The organism is Sodalis sp. RH19 (assembly GCF_047324215.1).
In the GTDB taxonomy this organism is placed as follows: Bacteria; Pseudomonadota; Gammaproteobacteria; order Enterobacterales; family Enterobacteriaceae; genus Acerihabitans.
The window spans coordinates 2,874,337-2,887,197 of record NZ_CP178734.1 but is presented as its reverse complement, the minus strand read 5'-3'; the positions used below and the strand labels follow the sequence as shown (position 1 = coordinate 2,887,197).

Annotated in this window: 11 protein-coding genes; 3 read left to right on the top strand and 8 right to left on the bottom strand. The window is 58.1% G+C overall.

The features are described 5' to 3' along the window. Positions 1-53: 53 nt before the first annotated feature. The 3 genes from ACL2XF_RS13075 to cspD all read right to left on the bottom strand — a co-directional run bounded on the left by ACL2XF_RS13075 (position 54) and on the right by cspD (position 2,632). Positions 54-953 (bottom strand): lysine exporter LysO family protein, encoded by a 900-nt coding sequence (locus tag ACL2XF_RS13075; RefSeq protein WP_410015922.1) that lies wholly within the window; start codon positions 951-953, stop codon positions 54-56. Positions 954-1,106: 153 nt separating this feature from the next. After that, positions 1,107-2,057 carry a VirK/YbjX family protein gene (locus tag ACL2XF_RS13070; RefSeq protein WP_413727003.1) on the bottom strand — a complete coding sequence of 317 codons (951 nt, stop codon included), beginning with the start codon at positions 2,055-2,057 and terminating at the stop codon, positions 1,107-1,109. 353 nt (positions 2,058-2,410) lie between these two features. Then, positions 2,411-2,632: a cold shock-like protein CspD gene (cspD, locus tag ACL2XF_RS13065; protein ID WP_132922666.1), complete on the bottom strand. Its 222-nt coding sequence runs from the start codon at positions 2,630-2,632 to the stop codon at positions 2,411-2,413. A gap of 367 nt (positions 2,633-2,999) precedes the next feature. Here cspD and clpS point away from each other — a divergent pair, with 367 nt between their 5' ends. Both clpS and clpA read left to right on the top strand, forming a co-directional pair. Then, on the top strand, positions 3,000-3,320 hold the full coding sequence (gene clpS, locus ACL2XF_RS13060; RefSeq protein WP_331122169.1) for an ATP-dependent Clp protease adapter ClpS: 321 nt from the start codon (positions 3,000-3,002) through the stop codon (positions 3,318-3,320). 27 nt (positions 3,321-3,347) lie between these two features. Next, a complete protein-coding gene (clpA, locus tag ACL2XF_RS13055) occupies positions 3,348-5,621 on the top strand; it encodes an ATP-dependent Clp protease ATP-binding subunit ClpA (RefSeq protein ID WP_410015920.1) in 2,274 nt (757 codons plus the stop codon). Between the two features lie 205 nt (positions 5,622-5,826). On the opposite strand, the gene infA is transcribed toward clpA, so the two are convergent. From infA to trxB, 5 genes are all read right to left on the bottom strand, one after another. Continuing rightward, positions 5,827-6,045 carry a translation initiation factor IF-1 gene (gene infA / locus ACL2XF_RS13050; protein WP_002211347.1) on the bottom strand — a complete coding sequence of 73 codons (219 nt, stop codon included), beginning with the start codon at positions 6,043-6,045 and terminating at the stop codon, positions 5,827-5,829. 92 nt (positions 6,046-6,137) lie between these two features. Continuing rightward, positions 6,138-6,866, bottom strand: a complete 729-nt coding sequence (aat, locus tag ACL2XF_RS13045; protein ID WP_410015919.1) for a leucyl/phenylalanyl-tRNA--protein transferase — start codon at positions 6,864-6,866, stop codon at positions 6,138-6,140. A 44-nt stretch (positions 6,867-6,910) separates the two neighbouring features. Continuing rightward, complete coding sequence (gene cydC, locus ACL2XF_RS13040; protein ID WP_413722378.1) at positions 6,911-8,638, bottom strand: heme ABC transporter ATP-binding protein/permease CydC; 1,728 nt, start codon at positions 8,636-8,638, stop codon at positions 6,911-6,913. Positions 8,639-8,640: 2 nt separating this feature from the next. Beyond that, a complete protein-coding gene (gene cydD, locus ACL2XF_RS13035; protein ID WP_413727002.1) occupies positions 8,641-10,404 on the bottom strand; it encodes a heme ABC transporter permease/ATP-binding protein CydD in 1,764 nt (587 codons plus the stop codon). A 531-nt stretch (positions 10,405-10,935) separates the two neighbouring features. Further along, positions 10,936-11,904 (bottom strand): thioredoxin-disulfide reductase, encoded by a 969-nt coding sequence (gene trxB / locus ACL2XF_RS13030; RefSeq protein WP_413727001.1) that lies wholly within the window; start codon positions 11,902-11,904, stop codon positions 10,936-10,938. Between the two features lie 432 nt (positions 11,905-12,336). On the opposite strand from trxB, the gene lrp reads away from it, so the two are divergent. Continuing rightward, positions 12,337-12,831: a leucine-responsive transcriptional regulator Lrp gene (lrp, locus tag ACL2XF_RS13025; protein WP_005287608.1), complete on the top strand. Its 495-nt coding sequence runs from the start codon at positions 12,337-12,339 to the stop codon at positions 12,829-12,831. The last annotated feature ends 30 nt before the right edge of the window (positions 12,832-12,861 follow it).

The window sequence follows — 12,861 nt, the reverse complement described above, 5'->3', positions numbered from 1 at the left end:
CCATGCCGGTAAAGCTTAGTCCTTTTAAACGGGGAAGTGCAGTGCCTGGCCGGTCAGGCGGAGAATAGCGCGATAAGAACCGGCGCCAGCAGGCTCAATAAAAAGCCGTGCACAATGGCCGCCGGCACCACTTCCAGGCCGCCGCTGCGTTGCAGCACCGGCAACGTGAAATCCATCGACGTGGCGCCGCACAGGCCCAGGGCGACGCTGCGGCTGCGGCGCATCAGTCCGGGAATCAGCATGATGGCCAGCAGCTCGCGTATCAGATCGTTAAAAAATGCGGCGCTGCCCACCACCGGGCCAAAGGCATCGGTCATTAAAATGCCGGAAAGGGAATACCAGCCGAAAGCAGAGGCCATGGCCAGTCCGGTAAGCAGGGGCAACCCAAGGATCATTGCCGCGCCGGCGCCGCCGAGCATCGCGCTGGCAGCCACCACCAGGGCGATATTGGCGCCGCGCCGGTTCAGCAGTATCTGCCGTAGCGTCATGCCGCTGTTGCGCAACTGCATCCCCACCAGCAGCAGCAGCAGGATCAGGGCGAATTCGCTGGCGCGCGAGGCGACGCTGAGCCAGCGCCATTGGGTCAGGCCGATGGCAAATCCCGCCGCCACCACCAGGCAGAGCTTGAGCGAATCCATGGCCATGCGCAGCCGGGAGGGAGGCGTGTCCTGATGGGTGGGCGCCGGCCAGGGCGCGCGCTTCTCCAGCCACCACAGCGCGGCGCCGTTAACCGTCAGGATGCACAGGGCGCTGATGCCGGCATACCAGGCAATCAGCAACAGGTTGCTGGCCAGGTTATCTAAAAATGCCAGGCTGATGCCCATGAAGAACAGAATGATATAGACCATCGCGCTCAACAGGCGGTTGACGGCCCGCAGCACCCCTTGGCGCAGGCGTGGCAACAGGTAGCCGAGGAGTAAAGGAATGAGAATAATCAACAGGCCGGAATACATAGTGGGGTCACATCCTTTTGTGCGGCGGGGAAAGCTGCCTTAAACTAACCAAAACCGGGATAACTGTAAAGGCGGCGTGGGGCGATGGTGTCTTGCGCGGATGAACGTGATAAGTACGCACGGCGCTGCCGCCTGGGACCAGGCGGCAGCCGGCTAGTCCCTGGCGAAATGCGCGTTGATTTGTCGGGCAAGCTGGTCCAGCAGCTCATATCGGCGTCGGTATTCGGCGCGTTTTTTGCTGGGCACTGTTTCCAGAGGCTTGCGCGGGATGCTTAATGGCAGATGGAAATAACCCTGTTCGTCGCGTTGACCATTGAGGGATAACCAGAAATTGTCGTAGTCAGCGTGCAGGAACCGCCTTTTTTTAGAAGAGTAACGCCGCGCCCGGTACATATGGCTATTATTGCCCACGGCGAGAATGCGCTGGATATCCAGGTTGGCCGCCAGCAGCATTACCGTCTCGAGCGCCAGCCGCTTGGGAAACAGGCCGTGGCAGGATTTTGTGGCGGCATGTATCGCCTCGTGGGCCACCTGCCGCCCCGCCCCCTGCAGGCCGCCGATAAAGAGCGTGGCGCCCTGGCCGGGGGTAATGGCAAAGGTTATCTCGGCCAGCATGACATGGTGTTCATCGGTAAGCAGCACGGTGGCCTCGCCTTCGCGGTTTAAATGGTCCAGCGAGTCGAGGCGCAGGTAAAAACGCCGCCCGTCCCTGGCCGCAAGCTCCGCCAGGATGATGCCTGCGCCCGTCAGGTGTCCGTTGAGCAGGGCCGGGGGGAGATGCGCCTGGGTATAGGTGTAGTGAAACAGCAGGGCGTCCAGCCGTTGTTTACGGCGCATGTTCGCGGCGAGATAGGGGCGGTGCAGCTTACAGGGCAGCCCCGGCTGTGAGGCGAGCATCTGCGGCAACAGCGGGGATTGCGCCAGGTATGCCAGCCAGGGCGCGGAATACGCGAACGTGCAGAGATAGCGGAGCATGAACTTGCAGCGATAAACCGGGCGGGTCCAAGCCGCGCCCGGCATCAGCTTGCCGAAAAACAGGGCCAGCGCCAATTGCCAACCGGTTAATGAATCCGGTTTTTCCAGACTGGATACAAGCTGTGACATATCTGTATGACCTGGTTTAAAACAAAAACCTATTTCAACAAGGCCTTGTTAAACGGTTGGTCAATATGGCGGGGGGATGAAGAAGAGATAATAACTTGTTTACCATATGTTTATGGTGCAGGGTTTTGACAGCAGGATATCGCGTCAGCCGGGGGTGAAATGGCGGGAGGAAGGAATCAGCGCGCGCGGGGGAAACTTAAGGCGATTTAGTGATTGCTACTGATATAATTATGCTTGCGTCTTAAAAGAAAAATGTTATACCTTGAGTATGCAGGGACCAGCTTGCGAAAAAAATGCCAGCGATTCACTGGCATTTCACTAGCATCCTTAGGCATTAATCGCGAGGCGCGTCATCAGGCAACAGTCTCGGTTTCAACAGGCACAATCAGACTCGCATGGTTCCCCTTGGGACCCTGATGAACGTCGAATCTGACCACTTGCCCGGCTTTGAGCGTGCGATAACCGTCCATTTGGATTGTTGAGTAATGCGCAAATATATCCTCGCCGCCGCTTTCAGGACAGATAAACCCAAAACCTTTGGCGTTATTGAACCATTTTACTTTACCCGTCTCCATGCTTCTACATCCCTCGCAACCGAATCTTATATGTGATGAGGATTGTTGACGTCGTAAGCCTGATTGGTCAAAACAGCAGCGGCTTACGCAAGTACACTCTAGAGGATAGGAAGCACAGGTCAAGAGGATGCTGGAGGAGTTGGCTGATGACATTACTAAACTTTGAAGCAGGTAACGATATTGACGCTTTTTTGACAAAATCTCAAGGCGCCGGTCGCGATCAAAATCCTATTATTGTTATAGGTTTTAGCAGGCGGCGGTTTTGAACATCTAATGGTAGACTGTTAACCATGATGGGGCTGCGCTCCGGGGTAGCCGGCGGTTGCAGCGGTATATCAAGAAAGAGCAACGTATTGACGGAAAGACGATGGGTAACACAAGCGAAAGGCCAGGCGAACAGAATTTTGCCGAAGACCTATTGAAAGATGCGGTAAAACCCCCATCAATGTATAAAGTGATACTTATCAATGACGATTACACTCCGATGGAATTTGTCATTGACGTACTGCAAAAGTTCTTTTCTTATGATGTTGAACGTGCAACGCAACTGATGCTTACGGTTCATTATCACGGCAAGGCTATCTGCGGAGTCTACACCGCCGAAGTCGCCGAAACCAAAGCCGCTCATGTTAATCGTTATGCCCGGGAAAATGAGCATCCGTTGCTTTGTACGCTGGAAAAGGCCTGAACAGGCAATCAATTTGGGGAGGTGCCAATGCTCAATCAAGAACTGGAACTCAGTTTAAATATGGCTTTCGCCAGAGCGCGCGAGCACCGGCATGAGTTTATGACCGTGGAACATCTGCTGCTGGCATTGCTCAGCAACCCTTCTGCGCGGGAAGCGCTCGAGGCGTGCACGGTTGACCTGGTGGCGTTACGCCAGGAGCTCGAAGCATTCATCGAACAGACCACACCGACCTTACCGACCAGTGACGAAGAGCGCGATACGCAGCCTACGCTCAGCTTCCAGCGCGTATTGCAGCGCGCGGTGTTCCATGTCCAGTCATCAGGACGCAGTGAAGTCTCCGGCGCCAATGTCCTGGTTGCTATTTTTAGCGAACAGGAGTCCCAGGCGGCCTATCTGCTGCGTAAGCATGATGTCAGCCGGCTCGACATAGTGAATTTCATCTCCCACGGCACCCGTAAAGATGAAACGCAGGCACCCGGCCCTGAAAATCCGGTTAACGAAGAGCAGGCAGGCGGGGAGGAGCGTATGGAAAATTTCACTACCAATCTTAACCAACTCGCCCGGGTGGGCGGGATCGATCCCCTGATTGGCCGTGAGCGGGAACTGGAACGTACCGTACAGGTATTATGCCGTCGCCGTAAAAACAACCCGCTGCTGGTGGGCGAATCCGGCGTCGGTAAAACGGCGATTGCGGAAGGCCTGGCCTGGCGCATCGTCCAGGGCGACGTGCCCGAGGTTATCGCCGACTGCACGATTTATTCACTCGATATCGGCTCGTTGCTGGCCGGCACGAAATACCGCGGCGACTTCGAGAAGCGCTTCAAGGCCCTGCTCAAGCAGCTGGAATCGGATAAAAACAGCATCCTGTTTATCGATGAGATCCACACCATCATCGGCGCCGGCGCCGCTTCGGGCGGTCAGGTCGATGCGGCTAACCTTATCAAACCGCTGCTTTCCAGCGGCAAGATCCGGGTCATGGGGTCCACTACCTACCAGGAATTCAGTAATATTTTCGAAAAGGATCGGGCGCTGGCGCGTCGCTTCCAGAAAATTGATATCACCGAACCGTCGGTGGAAGAGACCGTGCAGATCCTGACCGGGCTTAAGCCAAAATATGAGGCCCATCATGATGTGCGTTATACCGCCAAGGCGGTGCGCGCGGCGGTTGAGCTGGCGGTGAAATACATCAACGATCGCCATCTGCCCGACAAGGCCATCGATGTTATCGATGAGGCGGGCGCCCGCAGCCGGCTGATGCCGGTGAGCAAACGTAAAAAGACCGTTAACGTGGCGGATATCGAATCGGTGGTGGCGCGTATCGCGCGGATTCCGGAAAAAACCGTCTCCTCCAGCGATCGCGATGTGCTCAAGCACCTGAACGAACGCCTGAAGATGCTGGTGTTCGGACAGGATAAGGCCATCGAGGCGCTGACCGAAGCGATCAAGATGAGCCGCGCCGGGCTGGGCCAGGATCATAAGCCGGTAGGTTCCTTCCTGTTCGCGGGTCCGACCGGCGTGGGTAAAACCGAAGTCACGGTGCAACTGGCGAAAGCGCTTGATATCGAGCTGCTGCGCTTTGATATGTCCGAATATATGGAGCGTCATACGGTCAGCCGGCTGATCGGCGCGCCTCCGGGATATGTGGGCTACGACCAGGGCGGCCTGTTGACCGATGCGGTCCTCAAGCATCCGCACGCCGTGCTGCTGCTTGATGAAATCGAGAAAGCGCATCCGGACGTGTTCAATCTGCTGCTGCAGGTGATGGACAACGGTACGCTGACCGATAACAATGGCCGTAAGGCGGACTTCCGCAACGTTATAGTGGTGATGACCACCAATGCCGGGGTGCAGGAAACCACGCGCCAGTCTATCGGTATGATCCAGCAGGATAACAGTACGGATGCCATGGGCGAGATCAAGAAGATCTTTACCCCTGAATTCCGCAACCGCCTGGATAACGTGATTTGGTTTAATCACTTGTCGCCGGAAATCATCCAATTGGTGGTGGACAAGTTTATCGTGGAACTGCAGGCGCAGCTGGATGCCAAGGGCGTGTCGCTGGAAGTCAGCGATGAAGCCCGCGACTGGCTGTCCACCAAGGGCTATGACAAGTCCATGGGCGCGCGGCCGATGGCCAGGGTGATGCAGGAGAACCTGAAGAAGCCTCTGGCCAACGAACTGCTGTTCGGGTCGCTGGTCGATGGCGGTTCAGTCACCGTAGAGCTGAACAAGGACAAGAAAGAGCTGACCTACCATTTCCTCAGCGCGCAAAAACGCAAAGCGGAAGGCGTGGTCCACTAAACCCCGATCAGCGGGTAACGGGCAAGATAAAAAGGCGATGCGCTGCATCGCCTTTTTTTATTCCCCCAGCGGAGCGGCGGCGGACGAGGTCCGGCTGCGCGACAGGGAGCCGGGCCGTGTTCCGGCACCGGCAGGTATCATTATGGAGTATCAGGTCGGCGCGGATAAACGCCCGCACGGCGCATATCGGCGGTAAGGAAGCCTATCAGCGGCTACGGAAGACAATGCGGCCTTTGCTCAGGTCGTACGGGGTCAGCTCAACAGTGACTTTGTCGCCCGTCAGGATGCGGATATAGTTTTTGCGCATTTTACCGGAGATATGAGCGGTTACCACATGCCCGTTTTCCAATTCCACACGGAACATGGTGTTAGGCAATGTATCCAGTACCGTGCCTTGCATTTCAATATTGTCTTCTTTGGCCATCGAATCCTCTAGGTTTAAATACCATAGTTTTTAACCGGCAAGATAATGCCGAAAAACCCTCATTATGTAAAGAAGTGATGAAGAACGCCGCATTATTCACAACGATCGGGGTCGCTGTCTACGCTGCCGGCAGAGAGGGTTTGTGGTTGCCAGCAATGGGGTGCCAGCGTTAAAGGGTGTAACTGACTCAGCAGGGTCAGATAGTCGCGTCGCGGTATTTCCCGTGCGCCTAACGAGGCCGTGTGTGAGTTCAATACCTGACAGTCTATCAGTTTTCCCCCTTGTTGCCTAAAGAAACGGCAAAAAGTCAGCAACGCCGTCTTGGACGCGTTGTCCCGGCGGCTGAACATGGATTCGCCGCAGAACAGGGCGCCCTGCGCCACGCCGTACATACCGCCCACCAGTTCATCGCCCTGCCAGACTTCCACCGAGTGAGCCTGTCCAAGGGCATGCAGGCGGCGATAGGCCAAAACCACCTCGGGGCCAATCCAGGTGCCTTCTATGCCCCGTTCGGCGCAGGCGGCGATCACCTCGGCAAACGCCTGGTTGAGCGTAACGCGAAACGGGCTGTGCCTGAGAAAACGTTTCAGGCTGCGGCTGATATGGAATTCCTCCGGGAAGAGCACCGCGCGGGGATCCGGTGACCACCACAAGATGGCATCCCCCGGCGAGTACCAGGGAAAAATGCCCAGTTGATAGGCGGCCAGCAGGCGCTCGGGGGAAAGATCCCCGCCGAAGGCCAACAGCCCGTTGGGTTCATGCAGCGCGGATGTCGGCGCGGGAAATCGTATTGAATCCGGAGAAAGCCGGTACAGTCGCATAGCGCTTATTTTTTATTCTCCTCAACCGTCCGCTTTAGCGATAATTATACGCCACCCGGAGAGTGATAACGAAAATACCGCCCCTTTTCCGCCATCAGCGTCGCATGGGAGCCTTGTTCAGCGATCCCGCCCCGATCCATGACATAAATTCTATCCATCATATCCAGGCCCTGCAGCCGATGGGTGATAATCACCAGGGTCTTGGCCCGGCCCAACTGATGCAACGCGTCCAATACACGCCGTTCGGTGGCGGCGTCCAGCCCTTCGGTCGGTTCGTCGAGCAGCAGCAGCGGCGCGTCGTGGAGCAGGGCGCGGGCGATGCCGAGCCGCCGCTGTTCACCACCGGATAACTGCCGTCCGCCTTCGCCCAGCCAGGCGTCGAGGCCTTGGTTTTCCAGGAGCTTGTCCAGCCCCAGAAGCGAAAGGATATGGGCCAGCCGCGCGTCGTCCGCCTGGGCCGCGCCCAACAGCAGATTGTCGCGCAGCGTGGCGTTGAAAATATGCACCCGCTGGGGCACCACGCTCATCATGGCGCGCAGCGCCGGTTCACTCCAGCGCGCCAGGGATTGACCGTTTAACAGAATTTGCCCGCGGTCCACGTCCCAGGCGCGGGTCAGCAATTGCAGCAGGGTGGATTTGCCGCTGCCGGTGTGGCCCAGGATGGCGATATGTTCTCCCGCGTTTATCCGCAACGACACCCCGGCAACCGCCGGCAGCGGCTGATCGGGATAACGGAAACCGACGGCGTCGAGGACCAGCGCGGCATCGCCGCCGGCCGCCGGTCCGTCGGCCGGGAAAACCACCGCCGGGTCGCGGCCGATGACGTCGGCGATACGTCCGGCCGAGGCGATAACCTGGCCGAGATGCTGAAAGGCGCCGGCTACCGGGCCAAGCGCTTCGAACGCCGCCAGCGTGGTAAACACGAACAACGCAATCAGCGCGCCGGGATGACTGTCGCCGCCGATGCCGGCGGCGGCAAGCCACAAAATCAAGGTGACCGCCATGCCGGTTATCAGCGTCAGCATCCCCTGCGCCAGGGCGGCCAGGTTGGCCTGCTGCCGCTGACGTTGCTGCCAGCGCCGTTCAGTCTCGTCCAATTGCCCGCGGTAGCGCGCGGCGGCGCCGTAAACCGTTAGTTCGGCATTGCCCTGCAGCCAGGTGGCCAGGTGCTGCCGGTAATCGGCGCGCAGCCGGGTCAGCGCTTCCCCCACCGGCTTCCCGGCCCGATAGAACAGCGGAGGGACGATCAGCAGCACCGCCAGCATGATTGCGCCCAATGTCAGGGCCAGGGAGGCGTCGAGCCAGCTTAGCCCCACGGTGACCACCAGAATCACCACAAAAGCGCTCAGCAGGGGCGAGAGGACGCGTAAATAGAGGTGATCCAGGGTATCGACATCCGCCACCAGGCGGTTAAGCAGCTCCGCCTGGCGAAAACCGGCCAGCGCGCCGGGGGAAAGCGGCAGGATTTTTTGAAAGGTGTAGATGCGCAAATGCTGCAAGACGCGGAAAGTGGCGTCATGGCTGACCACCCGTTCCGCCCAGCGGCCGGCGGTGCGGGTTATGGCTGCGCCGCGCACCCCGGCGGCCGGCAGCATATAGTTAAAGCTGTATAAGCCCGCCATGCCCGCCAGCGCCGAGCCGGCCAGGAACCAGCCGGACAGGCTGAGCAGGCCGATGCTGGCCAGCAGCGTGACGATGGCCAGGAGCATGCCCAGGGCAATCTGGCCGGCATGGCGGCGATACAGGGCCAGGAAGGGGAATAATACGCGCATAGTCAGAGTCCTCCGCGACGATAGGCCAGCAGGTCGGCAAAGGGGCCGGGTAAAGAGGCCAACTGCGCATAGCGTCCCTGCTGCACGATTTGGCCGTTGCCCATGACCCAGATATCATCGAAATCGCGGATATCCGCCAGTTGATGGGTGACCAGTATCGTGGTGTGCCGCCGGGATGCCCGGTCCAGCGCCGCCGTGACCAGCTTTTCGCTGTGGGCGTCCAGGCTGGCGGTCGGTTCGTCGAGCAGCATCAGCGCCGGGGATTGCAGCAGGGCGCGTCCCAGGGCGACACGCTGCGCCTGGCCGACGGACAGGCGCGCGGCATTGTCGCCAAGCACGGTATCCAGTCCCTGCGGCAGCAGCGGTAAAAATTCGCTGATATAGGCCTGCTCCACCGCCTGTTTTAGAACGGCGGCATCCGCGTCGGGCCGCCCGAGCAGGATATTATCCTTCAGCGTCGGCGCGGGCAGGAACGGGTCTTGGCTGATCCAGCTCAGTTGGCTGCGCCAATGCGACGGCGACAGGTCGCGCAGCTCATGGCCGTTAACGCGCAATGAACCCTGGTAGGGCAGGAATCCCAACAGCACATGTAACAGCGAACTTTTGCCGGCCCCGCTTTGCCCGACGATGGCCAATCGCCGGCCGGGTTCCAGCGTGAAATTCAGCGGGCCGGCCAGCGCCGTGCCGTCCGGCGCCATGATGACCAGCTGTTCGGCGCGCAGGCCGATGGGGCCCAGGACGGGCGCGGCGAGACCCGCGCCCTGCGACTGCACGTCGGTCTCGAGAAAGGCAACCAGCGATTCCGCCGCGCCCACCGCCTGGGCCTTGGCGTGGTAAAAAGCGCCTAAATCCCGCAGCGGCTGAAAAAACTCAGGCGCCAGTATCAAGACCAGGAAACCGGCGAACAAGGTGACGCCGGTGCCGTAGCTGCCGAAGTGAAGCTCGCCGAGATACGAAAAGCCAAAATACACCGCCACCACCGCAATGGAAATCGAGGCAAAAAATTCCAGCACGCCGGAGGAAAGAAACGCCAGCCGCAGGACTTCCATGGTACGTAAACGGAAATCGTTGGTGGCGCGGCTGATATGCTCGGTTTCCGCCTGCGCGCGATCAAACAGTCTTAGCGTGTCCAGGCCGCGCAGGCGATCGAGGAAATAGCCCGACAGCCGGGCCAGCGCCAGGAAGTTGCGGCGGTTGGCGTCGGCGGCGCCCATCCCCACCAGCGCCATAAACAAGGGAATCAGCGGCGCGGTGCAAAATAATATCAGCCCGGCCATCCAGTTCACCGGGAACACCGCCAGTAAAATCAGCAGCGGCACCAGGCCCGCCAGATACATCTGCGGCAGATAGCGCGCATAATAATCCTGCATGTCCTCAATCTGCTCAAGCAGAAGGCTGCTCCAACTGCCGGCGGGTTTGCCCTGGATCCAGGCGGGGCCCAGCAGTTCCAGCCGATCCAGCACGTGGCGGCGTATTTCCCGTCTCAGCACCTGTCCGGCGATAAAACCGACCCGCTCGCGCAGCCAGCCTGCCAACGCGCGCAGCGCAAACAGCGCCGCCATGGCGATAAACCAGCCCGTAAGCGCCTCGCGCGGCTGCTGCCCGACAATCAGCGCCTGCAGCAGATAAGCCAATACCCAGGCCTGGGCGATGATAACCAGGCCGCTCAGCAGGCCCAGCAGTAAAGAGAAACGAAGCCAGCGCTTTACCAGCGCGCTTTGCGACTTGAGCCAGCGGACAAGCACTTGCTGTCGGTTTTTATTCATTGAAGACAATTTCAGCCGGTGTGATGTGTATGTAAGTCGAAAATCCCATGTGGGGAAGCGAAAAGCCGGAAAAGGGCAGGCGTTCTCCAGCGTGCCGACATATTACCCTGTTGCGGCGGAGGTGAAAATAATAATGACATTTATCAGGGGACCTTTGCCTGCGGGCGCAACGGCATTTCAGCCGACTGGACGGCGCCGTGGGGATATGAAATTCTGCCGCTTTTTCGCATGCCATAAGTTGGGCGTTTTCATGGTATGCCGGGCGCCGGCATGCGACAAGGGGATGGCAGTAGCGCCATCCCCTCCCGGTATCAAATATCACATAAAACAAAAAGAAAGCGTTAACGTTGCAAACAGTGGTTTTGACGTTGTAACGGCATAGCGTGCGCTGGCGGCACAAAGCCCGGCTGGATGAGCCGCCGGGAGCGGCTCAAGCTCAGGGTCGCGCCGGGAGCGCGTCCCGGGCGGTCCAAAAAACGGGCTGGTTGTGGCGACAGGAACCGCGCATCAACGCCGCGCCTCGAAACGCCCTTACCGATCGTTTACCGGCACCAACCCGTCCAGATAACGTTCAGCGTCCAGCGCCGCCATGCAGCCGGTGCCGGCCGAGGTAATCGCCTGGCGGTAGATATGGTCCATCACGTCGCCCGCGGCAAATACGCCCGGAATGCTGGTCTGGGTGGCGTTGCCCGCAATACCGGACTGTACGCGGATATAGCCGTTCTCCAGCTCCAGTTGGTTGCCGAAAATCGCCGTATTGGGATGATGACCGATGGCGATAAATACGCCGGCGACCGCCAGCGTGTCGACGGCGCCGCTGACGACGTTCTTCAGCCGCACGCCGGTCACGCCCATTTCATCGCCTACCACTTCTTCCAGGGTGCGGCCGGTATGCAGCACGATATTGCCGCTGGCGACCTTATCCATCAGGCGATCGATGAGGATTTTCTCCGCGCGGAAGATATCGCGCCGGTGGATCAGATGCACCTCGGTGGCGATATTGGACAGATACAGCGCTTCTTCCACGGCCGTATTGCCGCCGCCGACCACCGCGACTTTTTGCTGGCGGTAGAAGAAACCGTCGCAGGTGGCGCAGGCGGATACGCCTTTGCCCTTATAGGCTTCCTCCGACGGCAGGCCGATATAGCGCGCGGATGCGCCGGTGGCGATAATCAGGGCGTCACAGGTAAATTCACCGGTATCGCCGGTCAGCCGGAAAGGGCGGTTTTGTAAATCGACCTGGTTAATATGATCGAAAATGATTTCGGTGTTGAATTTTACGGCGTGGGCGTACATGCGCTCCATCAGCGAAGGCCCGGTCAGCCCTTCCGGATCGCCCGGCCAGTTCTCGACCTCGGTGGTGGTGGTCAGCTGGCCGCCTTGTTCCATACCGGTTATCAGCACCGGATGCAGGTTGGCGCGGGCGGCATAAACCGCGGCGGTATATCCCGCCGGTCCCGACCCCAGGATAATTAATTTACTGTGTTTCGCCGTAGACATATTTTCCTCGTTTAACTCACCGCTTAGATCCCAACTCGTCGATGATAAGAAAGTTACCAGACAATGAAAAGGATGCAAAAAGTTGTTGGCGATTTTTATCATCGTTATGGACTATCGATAGGCGGATTTTACCATCAATTAGGACATTATCGGGCTAAAAAGAGCCCTTAAGCCCCGGACAACGTGTTTCCGCAGGATTTAATCGGCATGTTGTTCTGATTTTTATCGTTTTACTTTGACAATACGCTGCGCTTTTGCGAAAACATCAGGGTAAGGAAAATGATGCGTTGGTTTCGGACAGGCAGTTAGCAAGGCAGTTGAAACAGTTGGCCCTAAAATAAAACAGACAACGGGTCTTAAAGCAAACCCTGATACATTGAAGTCGGCAGGGGTGTGGCAAGCACAGGGAAGGTACTAAGAGAGACAATAATAATGGTAGACAATAAAAAGCGCCCGGGAAAGGATCTCGATCGTATTGACCGTAACATCCTCAATGAGTTGCAAAAGGATGGCCGGATATCAAACGTCGAACTTTCTAAACGGGTTGGATTATCCCCAACACCTTGCCTGGAACGCGTGCGCCGTCTTGAGCGCCAGGGTTTCATCCAAGGGTATACCGCTTTACTTAATCCACATTATCTTGATGCGTCTTTACTGGTGTTTGTGGAGATTACCCTTAACCGGGGTGCGCCCGATGTGTTTGAGCAATTCAATACCGCCGTACAAAAGCTGGAAGAAATTCAGGAATGCCATTTGGTTTCGGGTGATTTCGACTATCTGCTGAAAACGCGGGTGCCTGATATGTCGGCCTATCGTAAACTGCTGGGCGAGACGCTGTTGCGCCTGCCGGGGGTCAACGATACGCGTACCTACGTGGTGATGGAAGAAGTGAAGCAGAGCAACCGGCTGGTCATTAAGACACGCTAAGTCATAACACAGGTGCAAATTTCACGTTTT

What these genes read in the sequence shown, in the direction of transcription:
- trxB (WP_413727001.1), bottom strand. Translation starts at nt 11,904, where the DNA reads ATGTCTACGGCGAAACACAGTAAATTAATTATCCTGGGGTCGGGACCG.
- cspD (WP_132922666.1), bottom strand. Translation starts at nt 2,632, where the DNA reads ATGGAGACGGGTAAAGTAAAATGGTTCAATAACGCCAAAGGTTTTGGG.
- ACL2XF_RS13075 (WP_410015922.1), bottom strand. Translation starts at nt 953, where the DNA reads ATGTATTCCGGCCTGTTGATTATTCTCATTCCTTTACTCCTCGGCTAC.
- cydC (WP_413722378.1), bottom strand. Translation starts at nt 8,638, where the DNA reads ATGCGCGTATTATTCCCCTTCCTGGCCCTGTATCGCCGCCATGCCGGC.
- clpA (WP_410015920.1), top strand. Translation starts at nt 3,348, where the DNA reads ATGCTCAATCAAGAACTGGAACTCAGTTTAAATATGGCTTTCGCCAGA.
- ACL2XF_RS13070 (WP_413727003.1), bottom strand. Translation starts at nt 2,057, where the DNA reads ATGTCACAGCTTGTATCCAGTCTGGAAAAACCGGATTCATTAACCGGT.
- aat (WP_410015919.1), bottom strand. Translation starts at nt 6,866, where the DNA reads ATGCGACTGTACCGGCTTTCTCCGGATTCAATACGATTTCCCGCGCCG.
- infA (WP_002211347.1), bottom strand. Translation starts at nt 6,045, where the DNA reads ATGGCCAAAGAAGACAATATTGAAATGCAAGGCACGGTACTGGATACA.
- clpS (WP_331122169.1), top strand. Translation starts at nt 3,000, where the DNA reads ATGGGTAACACAAGCGAAAGGCCAGGCGAACAGAATTTTGCCGAAGAC.
- cydD (WP_413727002.1), bottom strand. Translation starts at nt 10,404, where the DNA reads ATGAATAAAAACCGACAGCAAGTGCTTGTCCGCTGGCTCAAGTCGCAA.
- lrp (WP_005287608.1), top strand. Translation starts at nt 12,337, where the DNA reads ATGGTAGACAATAAAAAGCGCCCGGGAAAGGATCTCGATCGTATTGAC.